Origin of the sequence: Streptomyces capitiformicae, from assembly GCF_002214185.1 — a bacterium.
Classification (GTDB): domain Bacteria; phylum Actinomycetota; class Actinomycetes; order Streptomycetales; family Streptomycetaceae; genus Streptomyces; species Streptomyces capitiformicae.
Genome location: NZ_CP022161.1, coordinates 9,911,523 through 9,927,545, shown reverse-complemented (window position 1 = coordinate 9,927,545; position 16,023 = coordinate 9,911,523). Strand labels below are relative to the sequence as shown.

The window sequence follows — 16,023 nt, the reverse complement described above, 5'->3', positions numbered from 1 at the left end:
GACACTGGCATCCGTCTCTTCGGCGGAACCTTTCCTTTCACCCGTCTGACCAGGGAGAGTCATGCGACGAACCGTTCTCGCCCCGCTGGTGCTTGTCGCCGTGCTTCTGGGAGTGCAGCCCACGTCGGCCGCGTCCGCCGGAACCGGCACCGGGTGGGAGCCGGCGCCCTCCGCGCCATGGGACATCGATGCCGGGCTGCGGTGCGACTTCCCTGTTCACGGCGAGCCCGTCATCGACGAGGTGATGCAGCGCGTCCTGGACACCTACCCCGACGGCACCGTGAAGCGTGTCGCGTACAAGGGCGATCTCGTCGTACGGGTCACGAACACCGACACCGGCGCCTTCTACGACGCCGACGCGAGGGGCTCGGCCATCGTCGAGCACCGAACCGACGGCTCCCAGTTCTGGGCCGTGCACGGCCCGGTGCTGGTCGGCATCGGCGAGGGCAAGGGCAACCTGCCGCGCGGCCTATACATCATCGACGGGGTGTACGCCATGGACATCAGCTCCGTCGGGTACAAGGCCGTGAACCTGGTACACGGGACGACGGACGACCTCTGCGCCCGCATCGACTGACGTCTGCCCGCACCTGCGGCACCGGCGCCGCAGGTGCCGCAGGTGCGCAGAGCCCGAGATACCGACGTCGCGTACAGATACATGCGGCAGTGATTCAAGCCGCTGATTGCGGCTGACAGGTCGTCTGTACGGCTCCGCCGCGTGTCCTCCGGGACAGCTCCCCACAGGACCGATGATGCCGCCGCACGCCACAAGCCGAGGCCGTGCCCAATCCGTGCCCGTAAGAGCGGACAACCGCGGTCAACAGCGGTGCGAACCGACCTGCAGGACGACCGACAGAGAAGGAATCTGCGCAGGCCAGAGCGATAGAGCCCTCCCAAGCGCCGGCGCTTCCCAAGCTGAGAGCGCGAGTTCGATTCTCGTCACCCGCTCCATTTGAAACCCCAGGTCAGCGGCCTGGGGTTTGTTTGTTGTCTAGTCCAATTTGGGGGTTGCATGCCCTCCGCGTGCCCTAAGTCGGGGTCGAGCGGCCATCTCCAGGGTCCCCGGGCATCACTTTGCACCCCCCGACCCTCGTTCGCCTCAAATAGCGAGACGCATTTCATCTGACCCGCACCACAAGTCGAGCAAATGGCGAACCAAGTCGCTTACGCAAAGGGCCGGTTGCACGGCGCCGGTGTGGCCGGGTGGTTCACAATGCCCGGCATGCCCACCAGGTACGACCGTTCCCGAAGACGCCGAACGGCAGCGCGCTGAGGTCGCCCCACGAAGAAGGGGACGCCATGCAAGCTCCCGCAGGAGATCGGTAAGGGCTGCCGACACCATGCCACTGGAGCAGAGCGCGAAGCCGCCGCAGAGGAGGCGAGGGCTCGGGCCGAGAGAGCGAGACAGCAGGCAGAACGGGAGCGACGGGCCATCCTTACTGTGGTCGCCCAGCGGCAACGGCCTCGTCGGCGTGCGCGGGTGGGGCAGGTCTCGGTCCTAGCGACCGGCCGTCGGCGTGGCCGTCGGGTGCCACTCGCGGCGGAGGAGGCCGAAGACCCAGGAGTCGGAGACGTCGCCGTTGACGACGCAGTCCTCGCGGAGGGTGCCTTCGCGGACGAAGCCGAGCTTCTCCAGGACCCGGGCGGACGCCACGTTGCGGGTGTCGGTCTCGGCCTGGACGCGGTTCAGGTCCAGGGTGTCGAACGCCCACCGCAGGACGGCGTGCGCGGTCTCCGTGGCGTAGCCGTGGCCCCACGCGGCGGCGTCGAACACGTAGCCCAGGGACGCGCTACGGAAGTCCGGGTTCCAGCTGGTCAGGCCGCACCAGCCGATAAATGCGCCGTCGGAGACGCGGTCGACGGCCACCCGCGCTCCCGTGCCTTCCTCCTCGATCGTCCGGCCGGTCGCGATGAAGCGCTGGGCGCGGGCCGGTTCGGTCCACGGCGGGGAGTCCCAGTAGCGCAGCACGTTGGCGCTGCTGTGCAGCGCGTAGAGCGACGCCGCGTCGGCGTCGGTGAACGGCCGCAGTCGCAGGCGGGCGGTGTGCAGCTCGGGGGTGGGCAAGGTCATGCGGAGTATCCTGCCGCGTCACGCTCGCCCCCGACCATCCGTTTATCCGGACGGTTGGGGGCGCGTACGTCCGCGGTGACGCCGGACGCGCCGGATGGGCGGTGAGTCCGCAGTACCGTGCCGGCATGGCGAGCAAACGGCGGCCGTACTGGCGCACCTTCGGGACGCCGACCAGCCTCGTCCTGTACCGGACTGCGGACGGATGGAGGTACGCCGTCCACTTCACCGGGCCGGCCGGCATCGCCCACGGCACTCTCGCTGGTCCTCCGCCCTCGTCCGAGCCGGACATCGCGCAGGCGGCCCTGGTTCAGAAGGCGGAGGAACCAACCCACCGCCGGCCCGACGTCCTCTGGCAAGCACCCGATCAACCGGACTGGTGGACCGGCACGGTCACCGTCGCAGGGCCACTTCCACCTGCCTGAAGCCGGCGCACCGATGCGGTCAGGGCACCAGACCCCGACGGCGTCGGCCATCGCACCCAGCAGCAACCTCTCCGTGCCAGTGCTGCTGTCGAAACCCGTGAACATTTCGATTCCCTCTCGGGTGGCGGCTGCCTCCCAAACCGGTGTACATCCGCTGCCGTTCTCGCGGACAGAGCCAGGCCGGCGAGAGGCGATGACCGTCGGGTAGCCCGATGAGGGCTTCGGCTGGACCACCCAGTTCAGACGCCTCGTACGCGCGGTGAACAAGACACCGGGCGGCTCCGCCTGGCACTCACACCCGTCCATTCGCCGAGTCGAGTGCAACATCCTGGTGTACCTTGTGTGCGGCGCTGCTGCGGCAGCGTGTCTCGCTACATCCGGTCCCGGCGCCGGAGCGAGCAGTGGGCTCTTGAGAGTCACCCGCAGTTGGCAGTCAGTACGCCTTTGGACATCCGATCTGTCTCTCCTGTCGTCGCCGGGCGGCAAAAGGAAGGGGCGATGTATGTCCAGCTCACGCAACACTAATCGTCTGGCCAAGAAGATCCGTAACCAGACGTCACTCACGCTCTCGACCGCTTCCAGGCTGGCCCGGCAGGCCAACGTCTATCTCGGGTCCTCGGTCACAGATGCCACCGATCCTCATCAGCGTCGGCTGGAAGCGCACCTAGCACATGTGTTGGCAAGCGGCTTCAAGGATCGACAACTCAACGGTGCTCTTCTCGGCGTGCGAGAAGCGAAGCCAGACGCTCAGGGCTTGCACCTCACCTTGGAGTCCGAGATGGCGGACGAGTTTCTTCGTGAGCTTCTGCCGCGGTTCGATCACTTCTACGGAGGCGTCCGCGGGGTCCCCGGGCTTCGCGTCCGGGGAAGCAACGAGCGCGTGGTTCTCCACGACGCGCTCAGCGCGGCCCAAGTCACTGTGACACGTACCGATCACAGCCGCATGCGTCTGCCTTCCGCGCGCGATGGTGAAGTGCTTCTGTGGCAGCGCGCTCCTGGCGGCCTCTCTCGCGAGGAAGGGCAGGAAGCCGAAGAGTGGGTGGACTCGGGAGGCAGCGCGGACCTACGGGTACGCGATCTGTTGTTGAGTCGAATTCTGCGTTGCCCAGGAGTGGTGAACAGGACGGCAGAGCCGCACGGGTTCGCGAACTGCTACACGCACCACTCCGGCGATCTTGTTATCGAGTGGTGCTGCGGTGACACTATGGAAACCCTCTGTGCGAATCTCTTGGCTCACGGCATCGCCGACGGTTTGCCACGGAGGCAGGCGATCGAGTTGCTCTCTCGCCACTCTGCTCACCTCGGCGATCGCACAGTGATCTTGAATCGCCACAACTCATGCTTGTGCGGCCGCGGGGCAGCGGAGATCGCCGAGTACATCCGGAAGGGTTACGAGTCATGACCCTGTCTGCAGCCATGCTTGGAATGACGGCATGCGTGGTCCTTGGCGTGATCGCGCGCTGCGGGCGGGACCTGGCGGTCATTCGCCTCTTGGAGCGGCTCCTGGAGGGCTCCGATCAAGGGCAGCGAGTTGAGGTTTGCCAAATTCTCGCTGCCTCGTTGCGCGCGGTGGGGGGCGCGGAGCCGCAGGGCGGACCGCCAACCAGCGAGCCGCCAGCACGGTGAGCCTGCCAACCTCGAGGTGCGTGCTGTTCGGGGCCTGCCTCGATGTACCGGGCCAGGGCGAGCAGCGGGTACCGGTCAGGTCGACCGTGTCCTTCGGCCACCAGCCGCAGGTCATCGCCAGACGTGACACCGCCTCCTCGAAACCTGGGCCCCCTGCACGTCTTCACCCACAACGATGGCATCGTGGGTGAGAAGTACCTGACCTGGGTGCCTGGTTCATCCGTGCTGTGTCAGACGCGCGCGAGGGCGCATCAAGAGCACAGGAGCACGGTAAGCCGCTGAGACAGCGTTCCTGTCACTACTCCATCACCAGCCCGACGTAGGAAATAGGGCCTGCCATATCCGTCAGAATGATTCCCAACAGCTGAGACACTGACGCCACGCCAGGTGTAATGTCCGCGGCATCAACAGCGGCGCGATCCTGCGCTCTCGGGCACCACGTCAAAGCCCATACGCCCAGGTCAGAAGCTACCCAGCTCTGCAAGCGTCGTGGCTTCCCAAGCTGAGAGCGCGAGTTCGATTCTCGTCACCCGCTCCATGATGAAACCCCAGGTCAGCGGCCTGGGGTTGCTTGTTGCCTAGACCATTTTGAGGGCTTCGCGCCCTCTGCGTGCCCTAAGTCGAGGTGAAGCGGCCACTTCAGGGGTGTTCACGGGCCTCTTTGGGTAACTCACCCCGCAAGCGTCTCAAATGGCGCGACGCATTTCGTGTGACCTGCGACACTACCTCATGGTGTGGCTGCGAAGTCGTTTACCCAAAGCAGCAGTTCACGGATGAGGCGTGCTCGGCCCCTTCGCCGACGGCTCCCCCAACGCCGCCTCGTCGCCAGGCTGCGGCGCGGGGAGACGCACAGCCGTAGCGGGTGTCATGCGCTGGAGCCCACGCCGAGGTCGACGAGTAGTCCGCGGATCCGGCCCTCGCTCTCGCCGGACGGCATGTCAGCGGACCACAGACAGCAGCGGCCGGTTGTGTCCACCGCCGTGCCGTTGCCCCCCTCCCTCCTGCGCGGTGACAACGAGCCCGAAGATCAGGTCGTTGAGATCGGCAGGCCGCAGGTGAATCTCGCGAGCCACGTCGGCAGGCCGCGTTCCCTCGCTGCGCAGGGCAGTGAACACAAGGCGACGGACACCAAGGCCACCCCGAAGCCCGCCGCTTCGGCCTCGGCCTCGGCCTCGGCTTCGGCCTCGGCTTCGGCCTCGGGCGCCGCCTCCGACCCGCGACCCCAGACGGCCACCGCGTCGGCCTCCGCTTCCGCCTCCCCCACCACGGGGGACGACCTCGCCGCGACCGGCTCCAGCGAGATCGTCGGATGGGCGGCCGCCGCGGGCGCCACCGCCGTCGCCGGCGGCCTGCTCCTGCTGCGCCGCCGCGACCGGGGGCGCCACGGGGCGTCGTGACTACAGGGCGCTTGCCAAGAGGATTGGAGTGGTGGGTGCCTGATCGAGCAGCTCACCTGCCGGTCTCGCATCACCCGGAACGGCAGCCAACCTGATCCCCGTCCAGAGCCGGCCGGAGTCCGGGGCGGTTTCGCCCCGACGGGATGAGGGCCGCGCCGATCTCCGGCTCGACATGATTCCTTCCCGATCACGGCAACCTTCTTGGGCGTGGAGCCCACTGGCAGGTACCCGGGTCCCAGACCAAGGCCCGCTGCACTAGAAGGGCATGCCGTTGCCAGATCAGAACCGCTCTCATCGCCGCCGACCGGCGACCGGCCGACTGCTCGCCGCCGTCGTGGTTCTCGCCGCCGTGGGTACTGCCGTACCGCTGGTCGCCCAGGCCGCACTCACGCCGGATGCCCCCAAGCCGACCCTGGCCGCAGCGGCCGACAGCGGCCGCTACTTCGGCACGGCAGTGGCCTCGGGCAAGCTCGGCGATTCGACGTACTCCACCCTTCTCGACCGGGAATTCAACATGATCACCCCGGAGAACGAGATGAAGTGGGACACCATCGAACCCTCCCGCGGGAAGTTCAACTTCGCCCCCGCCGACTCGATCGTCAGCCACGCCTCCGCGCACGGCCAGCGCCTGCGCGGCCACACCCTGGTCTGGCACTCCCAACTGCCCGGCTGGGTCAGCTCCATCAAGGACGCGGGCACCCTGCGCAGTGTGATGAACAACCACATCACCCAGCAGATGGCCCACTACAAGGGCAAGATCCACTCCTGGGACGTGGTCAACGAGGCCTTCGCCGACGGCCCCGGCGGCCAGCTCCGCAGCTCGGTCTTCCGGAACGTGCTGGGCAACGGCTTCATCGAGGAGGCCTTCCGCACCGCCCGTAAGGCCGACCCCGCGGCCAAGCTCTGCTACAACGACTACAACATCGAGAACTGGTCCGACGCCAAGACTCAGGGCGTCTACAAGATGGTCAAGGACTTCAAGTCCCGCGGCGTGCCCATCGACTGTGTCGGCCTCCAGAGCCACTTCGGCGCCGGCGGCCCGCCCGCCGGCTTCCAGACCACCCTGTCCAAATTCGCCGAGCTCGGCGTGGACGTCCAGATCACCGAGCTCGACATCACCCAGGCGTCCGCCACCGCGTACACCAACGCAGTCAAGGCCTGCCTGAACGTCGCTCGCTGCACGGGCATCACGGTGTGGGGCATCCGCGACAGCGACTCGTGGCGCACCGGTGAGAACCCGCTGCTGTTCGACAGCGGCGGCAAGAAGAAGCCCGCCTACAGCGCGGTGCTCACTGCCCTGGGCGGCGGCAGCAGCGGTAGCAGCGGCGGCACGTCGGGCGGGGGCATCACCTCCGGCGCCGTCTACACGCTCTCCAACGCCGCCACCGGCCGCGTGCTCGACCAGCCCGCGGGACACAACGGCAACGGCATACCGCTCCAGGTGTGGAACGCCAGCGGTTCCTCCAACCAGCAGTGGCGGGCCGGCCGGAACAGCGACGGCTCCTACACGCTGACCAACGTCGCCAGCGGCCGGGTACTGGACGAGCCGGGCAACCAGACCGCCAACGGGACGAGGATGCAGATCTGGGACTCCAACGGCGGCGCCAACCAGCGCTGGCGGGCCCACCGGAACAGCGACGGCTCCTACACGCTGACCAACGTCGCCAGCGGCCGGGCGCTGGAGATCCCCGGCGGTCGGACCGCCAACGGCACTCCCGTCCAGATCTGGGACTCCAAGGGCGGCGCCAACCAGCACTGGAACTTCAGGTCATCGCCCGCTCCGACGAGCGGCAAGTGTTCCCTTCCGTCGACATACCGGTGGACGTCGACAGGTGCGTTGGCGCAGCCGGCGAACGGGTGGGCCTCGCTGAAGGACTTCACCACCGTGACGTACAACGGCAAGCACCTGGTCTACGCGACCGCCTCTGACGGTTCGTCGTGGAAATCGATGGGGTTCAGCTCCTTCACGAACTGGTCGGACATGGCGTCGGCCGGCCAGACCCAGATGAGCCAGTCCGCGGTGGCGCCCAAACTGTTCTACTTCGCGCCCAAGAAGATCTGGGTGCTGGCCTCAAATGGGTGGGGTACCCAATGGCCCTTCGTCTACCGCACGTCGAGCGATCCCACCAACCCCAACGGCTGGTCCGCGGCGCAGCCGCTGTTCACCGGCAAGGTCCCCGACGGCAGCGCGATCGACCCGACCCTGATCGCCGACGACCAGAACATGTACCTGTTCTTCGCCGGTGACAACGGCAAGATCTACAAGTCGACCATGCCGATCGGGAACTTCCCGGCCAGCTTCGGCTCGTCGTACACGACGGTCATGAGCGACACGGTGAAGAACCTGTTCGAGGCGCCGGAGGTCTACAAGGTCCAGGGCCAGAACCAGTACCTCATGATCGTCGAGGCTCGGGGTGCGACCGAGCACCGCTTCTTCCGCTCGTTCACGGCCTCCAGCCTGAACGGTCCATGGACCCCGCAGGCCGCCACCGAGTCCAACCCCTTCGCCGGCAAGGCCAACAGCGGCGCCACCTGGACCAACGACATCAGCCACGGTGACCTGGTCCGCGTCAACCCCGACCAGACCATGACCATCGACCCCTGCAACCTGCAGTTCCTCTACCAGGGCCTGGCCCCCAACCAACCGCCGAACACCCCCTACGTGAAACTGCCGTACCGGCCGGGCATCCTCACCCTGAAGCGCTGACCCGCCTGATCCACGGTGATCGCGATGTGGTGCGGTCCGCCGACACGTAGACGAGCCGTTCACGGCCCGGGCAACTCCACGTGCTGACCGACACGCACCGCCTCGAGGAACCCCAGCCGCACGTCGGCTGGGGTTCCCCAACGCTTCGTCCTGCACTGGCTCCTGGCACCGGACTGGCATGGGAGTCCGGGCATTCAGCACATGGGAGCGACACCAGAGACCCGTGCCTCGCCAAGCCGTCCGGTGCCACAAGGTTCCGACTGGCTCAAAGGGCTGCCCGCTTCAGCCGTCCAAGGCCGCCCGCCTGCAACGAGGTTCACGCGGCGGACGACCTCCGGGCTTGACTCAGATGCGTCTGCGTCGGCACTGGCGCCGCCGCGGTCCCCATCCGTCTCCGATCGTGATCAGAGAGCCGGATCCGACGGCCCCACGATCGCCCGCAGTGCCGCGAGGTGCCCCTGATATGCATCCCGGCCTCGCCGGGTCAGCCGGAGCCACACTCGCTGCCGGGTGTCGCGGACGGCCTTGCGCTGCTCGACGTAGCCGGCGTCCATCAGCACGGTGACGTGCTTGCTCAGCACGGAGGCGGAGAGGTCGAGTTGCTGTTGGACCAGGCCGAACTCCGCCTCGCCCGCGGCGTCCAGGAGGGCGCAGATGCGCAGCCGGTTCGGGGCGTGGATGGTGGTGTCGAAACCCTCCAGCCGGTCGTGGGTCTCGGCACTCACGGGGTCTTCCGGTGCAGGCGGACGAAGGCAAGGTGGAAGCCGACGGACACGGCGGCCCCGATCAGCGAGGCCGCGATCAGCCACACCGGCCGCTCCGTGACACGGAAGGCGAACGCTGCCCCCACCAGCAGCACGGGCAGGCCGACCGCGAGCGGCACGGTCGCCCGCTTCGGCAGCACGTCGAACCGCAGCGCCACCCCGGTCTTGGTCCGCCACGCCCTCGCCGCGACGGCGAAGAGCGCCAGGTACACCGCGGTGCTCGTCAGCATGACGGCCATCCACGCGGGGCGCGGCAGCAGCCAGTCCGAGCCGGCCATGACGCCTCCGTAGGTGATCGGGAGCGCGGCGATGTAGAGCGTGAGTGTGACGAAGAACCAGTTCGGCCAGGGTGTGGCCGACAGTGCCGCGGCGGAGGCCCGGATGTGCTCGGTGTCGGCCAGGGCGGCATGGGCCTGCTCCGGCGTCAGTCGTACCCCGTGAGTTTCCATACCGGAAAGAGTAGCGGCTGGTTTCCGGTGTGGAAAGAGACGAGTTTCCAGTACGGCAAGTGACCGGCTCGGCCGCTTTGGTTCTGTCTCTCCGCTCGTGATCGGGCGCTCCGGGCCCAGATCGGCCCGGGAGACGGTGCCGACCCGTCAGCGTCCATCCGCTTGGACGCCAAGTACTCCGTCATCGCGGAAGCCGCCGGACCTGGCGCGCGCCGCCCGCGGCCCGTCGCTGCGGATGGCCGTGCCTGTACGGGCTCCCACCTCCAGTTGGCAGGGCGAAGGCGAACGACCCGCGGGAGGGTTCGGCGGTGTCCCACGTCATCTCGTTCTCGGGTCGGCGTCGGAGTCCGACCGATCCGCCGTCAGAGGGTCAGGGTTCGGCCGTCGTCGAGACGCGGCCGTGAACGGATCAAGTCAGACCTTGTGGTATCGCCGGCCTGGCTCAGGATGCGACCAAGAGAACCCGTGATGAGCGGGGAAGGCCCATGGTTGAGTGTCGGCCCCCGTAGGGGCGGGGGTTTCGTGCTGTCTGGGGTTTGCGGGAGGCGATGACGGCCGGCCGAGGGGCGGATTCGGTGCGCGGAGTGGCGCACCGCCGACGGTGCCGCGCTGATCCAGTACCGCGACGTCGGCAGCTCCAACCAGCGATGGACCTTCCACCGCGTCACCGGCTGACCAGCGCGCCGGCCGACAGGGCCTGGAGATCCAGACGTGAGGTGGTGCCGATGCCCGGCTGCCCGGCCTGCGCATCGGCACCCCCTGGGTGCCGGGTTCGACTCGCCGCTCACGTAGTGCGACGTGCTGCACGTGCTTGAGCCTGATCTGCCGGCACGCCGCTCCATCACCCCTGAGTGGCCCCGAGGACCCCGACCTCACTGCTCTACCAACACTCCCGCCCCCGACCCGCAACAGAGAGGCGACGCATGCCCGACACCACATCGCACCGCACACCGCCGCCGCGTTCCTGACTCTGCTCGGCAGTCTCGCCGCCCTGCTCATGCCCGCCACGCAGGCACACGCGGCCACCGTGACCTTTACGACGGGCGCCGCACGGACCGACCAGAACGGCAACCCGCTTGCAACTGCACGGGCTCGCATCATCGAGGTCGGCGACACCTGGTACGGCTTCGGCGAGGACAAGACCGGCAAGACGTCGGCGGACACGTCGTTCGAGAACATCCCCTGGGGATGGCGGGCGGTGCCGCCTGCATGATCGCCTGGCTCACGCGCTGCGCAGCGCGAACCGGGACGGCCGACTGGCGGAAGGCGCCGCCCCTGCCACCGAGCCGAGCGCTGGCGGCTCCCGTTGGGTCGTTGACGCAGACGTAGGGGCAACTCATCGCGGAGGGTTGCCTCTCCGCCCCGGTCGCCGCCGCGCCACCGGCGCTGGACCTGGAACCCGATGTCCCAGTCTCCAGGTGTCCACGATCAAGGGGAGGTTCACTCGCCTACCTCACCCGCACCGGCGCCCACCACATCGCCGGGACGCACAGGCGCGACGGAGGCGACCTGGCCGAGGTCGCGCTCGCCCGGCGGGGCCGCTACCAGACCGTCCGCGACGACCTGCGCGTCAAGTCAAGCTCGAACGCGACCGCCGCCACCGCGCGGAGGCCATCCAGCGGATCGAGGCCGAGCTGGAGCGGATCAGTGTCCAGCGTGAGCGTGATGCCGAACGCGCGGCCATACCCGAGGCGCGCGAACGGGGAAAGCCGTTCACGTGCGCGCCCGATACCTGCGAGATGTACGGGCAGCATGACGGTGTCGAAGTGCACTGCATCCGGCATCTCCAAGACCGTCGGAAGACTCTGGACGTCTGCCACAAGGACATCCACTACGGTGCGGGTCACTCACGGCAGAACTCATGAGAAGAAAAGGCACTGGAGAGACGGATGCGGTTACAAGCTGCAGTCCGGTCCGTAGGGCCGTCAGAAAAGGGCCTGATCACAGGCACCTCGCTGGCGGCCTGCCCAACGCAGGCACGGTTCGATGCGGCGGGGGCTGGAAACGGAGCGTACGTACTACGCCACCGCGCCAGCCCTCGACCCTACGCGACGACTCGTCACTACGGCGAAGTGGCGGCGGCCTGGACAGTATCGACCCGGCGCAATGTCACCTAGGTTCTGGCACTTCTCTGGACCACGCGCGTACACACAGACGCACTCCACGATGCAGCGCTTGCACATCCTGATGAAACCCTCACATCCACGACTTGGCAGCGAGCTCAGCCCGTTGTGCGTCGGATCGCTGTGCCCCGGGCGGGGTTGGCCGCTGACTCCTCGGCCGACGACAGCTCCCGGCGCCGGAAAGTGCCCGCGACCAGAGTCAACGGGGCGATCAACAACACGAGCACCGCAACAGCGCCGAGCGCGACCGGCAGGCTGGTCAGCTCAGCGATGCCGCCCACCATCGGAGGGCCGAGCAAGAACCCGCTGTAGGCAATGGTGGTCGCGAACGCGACCTCGCGCTCACCACCACCCCCATCGGCCCGTCGCCCAGCCGCACCGCTCAACTCCATGACGACGGGGGACGCGTACGCCAGACCGACACCAGCGACAGCGAAGCCGGCGAAGGTGAGAGTCGGCGACGGCGCCATGACCGCGGTGACCAGCCCCAGCCCACCGATCACCGCACCCCCGATGAGCATCCGTGGTGCGCCCCAACGACGCTGGATCGCCTCACCGCACAAGCGGGTGCACGCCATCGTGATCGAGAAGAACGAGTAGATCAGGGCGCCGGTCGCCTCACTGAGACCGCGCTCCTGCACCCCGAACAGCGCCGACCAGTCCGCGGTCGCTCCTTCGGCTATCGAGGCGCACAGTGCCACACCGCCGAGCAGCCACAGCACCGGTCGCCTGAACGGCGCTCGCCCTGCGTGCCCGCTCTTTGCGGGCACCCTGAGGAGTTCCTCAACGGGAATCCAGCGGGCGATACCGACGGTGACGCCGCCGCAGACCACAGCGACTATGACGAAATGGCGGCTCGGCGCCAGTCCCTGTCCGGCCGCGACCGCGGCGCCGACCGAACCGGCCAGCGTGCCGAAACTGAAGGCCGCGTGGAACACCGGCATGATCGCCCGACCGGTCCGCCGGGTCGCTGTCACGCCGGCCACGTTCATCGCCACGTCCATCACGCCGACCATCGCGCCGAGCACAATCAGCAGCAGGCCGAGCGTCACGGGCGACCTCGCCAGCCCCAGAGCCGGAAGCATCGCTGACCCGGCAACGCCGGCCACCGTCATCACGACGCGAGCGCCGAACGCCGCACACAGCCGACCGGCGAGAAGCGAAGCGGCGATCATGCCTACGCTGGCACCGAGCAGGGACAGCCCCAGCGCACCCTCCTCCGCACCGATCTGCGCGGCCAGCGCCGGTACCCGAGTGGCCCACGAACCAAGCAGTACGCCGTTGAGGACGAACGCACCGAGTACGGCGACGATTCCCGGGTCCCGGCCGCCGGCTCGGTCCGGATGGGTTCCAGTCATTGTCAACTCCGTCCCGGCCCGTTCCTCGTCGAGCCATAATCGGCCCGGCACCGTGGCACACCTGCGGAGATCTGAGTGGATCACGCCGATGAAACCGAGCGTATGTGCGCCGGAACACCCGTCAACCTCGTCGACAGCTTCACGCCAAGAAGATGGCTGATTCACGCAAGTAACGTGCAGAACCAGTCGGCAACCCGTCAAAGTCTTTACACGAAACGAGGAGATGTCGCCCCCAACGGATCCCCCCGAGGAGTAGCAATGGTCGAGCGAAACCAGCCCCTGGATCTGACCGAATCCCGACTGCTGCTCGAAAGGGCGGTTCGCGTCGACGCCACCCAGGCCTACTCCGGCTATGTACTCGACCGCGACCGCCTGGTGGACGGTGAATACCCGCTGTACGGAGAGCGAGCATCCGGTGCATACGTATGGGATGTCGACGGGAACCGGTATCTGGACTTCATTCTGGCCTACGGCACCATCATCCTCGGACACGCCGATCCGGTGGTGTCCGAGGCGGTTATCCGCGAGATCCGCGACGGGTTCGCCATAACCCTCCGAAAGAAAGTCCAGGTGGAACTCGCCGAGTTGCTCATCTCGGTGGTGCCGCACGCCGATCGCGTGTTCCTGCTCAAGAGCGGCTCGGACGCTACGAGCGCGGCGGTGCGGCTGAGCCGAGCGCACACCGGACGCGAGCGGGTGATTCGCTGGGGATACAACGGCTGGCACGACTGGTGCGCCAACCGTCCGGCAGGCGTGCCCCAGTCCGCCCAGCAGACGGTCAGCACGTTCAAGTACAACGACCTGGCCAGTCTGGAGCAGGAATTCCGCCGCTATCCCGGCGAGGTCGCCTGCCTGCTGATGATGCCGTTCGAGGAGGAACCCCCTGCCGACGGCTTTCTCGCCGCGGCCGCCGATCTGGCTCGGCAACACGGCGCCTTGTTCGTACTCGACGAGATGCGCTCTGGTTTCCGGGTCTCGCTGGGCGGTGCGCAAGAGCGGTACGGGGTACAGGCGGACATCGTGACCTTCAGTAAAGCGATGGCCAACGGATATCCCATCTCGGCGGTCGTGGGTCGCGAGGAAGTCATGCGTGCCGTCGGCGAAGTACACATCGGGTCGACCTTCCACGTGAACGGTGCGGAAATGGCCGGTGCCGTCGCGACGATCACTCAACTTCGTGATTCCGACGCGTTGAAACGTATCGAGGAGCTGGGTGCGATCTTGCAGCGCGGCCTGGCCGAGCAGATTGCCCGATCCGGACTCGACGCCCATGTACTGGGAGTGCCGCAAATGCCCTTCATGCGTTTTCAGTACACCGATGACGCTGTGCAACGAAGGATTCAGGACGCCTTCTACACCGAAACCACGCGTTGTGGGGTCTTGTTCCACCCCAACCACCACTGGTACATCAGTGCCGCGATGACCCATGACGACATCGATGCCGCTCTCGATGCCACCGCACAAGGATTCCGGGCGGCGGAGATCGCCGCGAGCCGCGATTGAGGACGTGTCGAAGAGGTGCGTCGGCGATGAGGCACCGGTCAGCGGTCAGCCGATTTGTCCTGTTCGATCTCAACGAGCCCTGGCCAGACCCACCGGGAGGCGACACGCCGGCCACCGGCGGATGCTTGCGCGATGACGGTTTCGTGCTCGGCATGAGCACCGGAAGACGCCCCGCGGCTGGCTGGAAGCTGTGAAGCCTCACCTACGGCGGCGCCTTCACTGGTGCGCTGGTCGAGGGGTATGTGGCCGGCAAAGAGCTCTCGGGCAGGGCGTCGCACAGTAGGGCCGGGCGCGCGTGCTCATTCTCTGCGAGAAGCAGATGCCGCTCGAACCGGCCCTGGACGACGGGTTGCGCGGCTTCAGGGAAACGGCCCCCGACCTGCTGATGCCCCCAGAGGACCAGGGGCCCTTCCTTCCCCGGCCAACCCGCCTGCACTCACCGGGGACAACCATCCGACCGCGCCGCACGACGGGACAAGCGGCAACGCCGTCCTGCTCAACCCACGACAGTGCTACGTCGTGCACTGGACCGCGCCGCAGGCCCACCAACGGGACTACCTCGCACTCCGCTTCCCTGCCTGAGGCCGAGATCATCGCCTCCGAAACCATCCCCCCGCGCCCGCAGGCGTACATCGCCGGGAAGCGCTCCCGTCGGCCACCGTCATCGAAGTGCCCTTCACTCCCAGCACCAGAGGAGCTTCCACCATGCAGCTTGAGACCACATGGAACATCGCCAACTACGACATATCGGACGGCACTGTCCTGGGACTCGAACCACTTCGCTGGCTCAGCGTGGGCAAGATCGCGGTCGTTTCCTTACGCGGGCTGCTAGGGGCTGGGGAGTTGGACGCAGCCCGCCGACAGGCCCACGAACTACTGGGCCGCACCTCGGCCGTGAACGGCACCAACGGTTCCCAGACCACCGTCGGCCCCTCCCTGACCGCCCACCTCCACGATCCGCACACGTACTTCGACATCGCCACCCGCGCCAACGAGCACATGGCCCGCGCAGGTTTCGACCTACCGGCCCGCGTCCGCGCCGCACTGTGCCGGACATTCGGGCTCGCCACCCTGGAACCGGCGCGCGGGCCCGACGGCCGACCGTACGGCGAGGCCGTCATCCGGCTGCACGCCGACGGCGTGCGAAACCCCCTGCACAGCGACCACATCGCCCGCGACGCGACGGGCACGGCCTGGACCGTGGCCGACGTGGTGGGCCAACTCAGCTGCGTCGTCTGCCTCCAGGAGTGCGACTGGGGCGGCGAGCTGGTCACCTACCGGAAACCGTGGGAACCGGGCGACGAGCAGTGGAAGGTCCCGGGCGGTCCGGGCTACCACAGCGAGGTCGTCGCCACCGCGCCGCGGCACGTCTTCCGGCCGCAGACACAGGACGTCTATCTCATCAATCCGACCTACTACCACGAGATCGAAAAGCCTCACGGTGCCACCCGAACCACGCTGGGCTTCTTCATCGGCTTCACGGACGACACCCTTCACCGCGCCGTGGCGTGGGGATGACGTGGGGCACACGCGGCCTTGGTATTTGCCGGTGGCGCGATGGCGCCCACCACGGCGTCGTCGAGCAGGGTCATCGCCAACGACA

At 67.5% G+C, this 16,023-nt stretch carries 12 protein-coding genes and 1 pseudogene; 9 read left to right on the top strand and 4 right to left on the bottom strand.

The window, feature by feature from the left end:
• Positions 1-61 precede the first annotated feature (61 nt).
• Positions 62-577 (top strand): hypothetical protein, encoded by a 516-nt coding sequence (locus CES90_RS44660; RefSeq protein WP_189788012.1) that lies wholly within the window; start codon positions 62-64, stop codon positions 575-577.
• A gap of 921 nt (positions 578-1,498) precedes the next feature.
• Here CES90_RS44660 and CES90_RS44655 read toward each other — a convergent pair.
• Complete coding sequence (locus tag CES90_RS44655; protein ID WP_189788013.1) at positions 1,499-2,071, bottom strand: GNAT family N-acetyltransferase; 573 nt, start codon at positions 2,069-2,071, stop codon at positions 1,499-1,501.
• Between the two features lie 125 nt (positions 2,072-2,196).
• On the opposite strand from CES90_RS44655, the gene CES90_RS44650 reads away from it, so the two are divergent.
• From CES90_RS44650 to CES90_RS44635, 4 genes are all read left to right on the top strand, one after another.
• On the top strand, positions 2,197-2,493 hold the full coding sequence (locus CES90_RS44650; RefSeq protein WP_189788014.1) for a hypothetical protein: 297 nt from the start codon (positions 2,197-2,199) through the stop codon (positions 2,491-2,493).
• Positions 2,494-2,995: 502 nt separating this feature from the next.
• Entirely contained in the window at positions 2,996-3,895 is a 900-nt protein-coding gene (locus tag CES90_RS44645) for a hypothetical protein (protein WP_229914442.1), read from the top strand.
• 1,210 nt (positions 3,896-5,105) lie between these two features.
• Positions 5,106-5,516: an LPXTG cell wall anchor domain-containing protein gene (locus CES90_RS44640; protein ID WP_189788015.1), complete on the top strand. Its 411-nt coding sequence runs from the start codon at positions 5,106-5,108 to the stop codon at positions 5,514-5,516.
• A gap of 265 nt (positions 5,517-5,781) precedes the next feature.
• Complete coding sequence (locus CES90_RS44635; protein WP_189788016.1) at positions 5,782-8,223, top strand: non-reducing end alpha-L-arabinofuranosidase family hydrolase; 2,442 nt, start codon at positions 5,782-5,784, stop codon at positions 8,221-8,223.
• A 404-nt stretch (positions 8,224-8,627) separates the two neighbouring features.
• Here the strand turns inward: CES90_RS44635 and CES90_RS44630 are convergent, their stop codons facing one another.
• Together CES90_RS44630 and CES90_RS44625 are read right to left on the bottom strand one after the other, a co-directional pair.
• Complete coding sequence (locus CES90_RS44630; RefSeq protein WP_189788017.1) at positions 8,628-8,948, bottom strand: transcriptional regulator; 321 nt, start codon at positions 8,946-8,948, stop codon at positions 8,628-8,630.
• A complete protein-coding gene (locus CES90_RS44625; RefSeq protein ID WP_189788018.1) occupies positions 8,945-9,436 on the bottom strand; it encodes a hypothetical protein in 492 nt (163 codons plus the stop codon). The genes CES90_RS44630 and CES90_RS44625 overlap by 4 nt, the downstream gene beginning before the upstream one ends.
• A 1,027-nt stretch (positions 9,437-10,463) precedes the next feature.
• On the opposite strand from CES90_RS44625, the gene CES90_RS44620 reads away from it, so the two are divergent.
• The gene (locus CES90_RS44620; RefSeq protein ID WP_208921589.1) at positions 10,464-10,649 is read left to right on the top strand and encodes a hypothetical protein; all 186 of its coding nucleotides are present in this window, start codon (positions 10,464-10,466) and stop codon (positions 10,647-10,649) included.
• Positions 10,650-10,864: 215 nt separating this feature from the next.
• Positions 10,865-11,162: pseudogene (locus tag CES90_RS52530) on the top strand (IS1634 family transposase); the annotation flags it as partial.
• 495 nt (positions 11,163-11,657) lie between these two features.
• Here CES90_RS52530 and CES90_RS44610 read toward each other — a convergent pair.
• A complete protein-coding gene (locus CES90_RS44610; protein ID WP_208921588.1) occupies positions 11,658-13,082 on the bottom strand; it encodes an MFS transporter in 1,425 nt (474 codons plus the stop codon).
• Between the two features lie 93 nt (positions 13,083-13,175).
• Here CES90_RS44610 and CES90_RS44605 point away from each other — a divergent pair, with 93 nt between their 5' ends.
• Both CES90_RS44605 and CES90_RS44600 read left to right on the top strand, forming a co-directional pair.
• Positions 13,176-14,420, top strand: a complete 1,245-nt coding sequence (locus CES90_RS44605; protein ID WP_189788310.1) for an aspartate aminotransferase family protein — start codon at positions 13,176-13,178, stop codon at positions 14,418-14,420.
• Positions 14,421-15,125: 705 nt separating this feature from the next.
• Complete coding sequence (locus CES90_RS44600; protein ID WP_189788311.1) at positions 15,126-15,938, top strand: 2OG-Fe(II)-dependent halogenase WelO5 family protein; 813 nt, start codon at positions 15,126-15,128, stop codon at positions 15,936-15,938.
• Positions 15,939-16,023 lie beyond the last annotated feature (85 nt).

Coding starts and splice junctions, on each gene's coding strand:
- CES90_RS44625 (WP_189788018.1), bottom strand. CDS start 9,436: ATGGAAACTCACGGGGTACGACTGACGCCGGAGCAGGCCCATGCCGCC.
- CES90_RS44660 (WP_189788012.1), top strand. CDS start 62: ATGCGACGAACCGTTCTCGCCCCGCTGGTGCTTGTCGCCGTGCTTCTG.
- CES90_RS44600 (WP_189788311.1), top strand. CDS start 15,126: ATGCAGCTTGAGACCACATGGAACATCGCCAACTACGACATATCGGAC.
- CES90_RS44645 (WP_229914442.1), top strand. CDS start 2,996: ATGTCCAGCTCACGCAACACTAATCGTCTGGCCAAGAAGATCCGTAAC.
- CES90_RS44635 (WP_189788016.1), top strand. CDS start 5,782: ATGCCGTTGCCAGATCAGAACCGCTCTCATCGCCGCCGACCGGCGACC.
- CES90_RS44650 (WP_189788014.1), top strand. CDS start 2,197: ATGGCGAGCAAACGGCGGCCGTACTGGCGCACCTTCGGGACGCCGACC.
- CES90_RS44655 (WP_189788013.1), bottom strand. CDS start 2,071: ATGACCTTGCCCACCCCCGAGCTGCACACCGCCCGCCTGCGACTGCGG.
- CES90_RS44605 (WP_189788310.1), top strand. CDS start 13,176: ATGGTCGAGCGAAACCAGCCCCTGGATCTGACCGAATCCCGACTGCTG.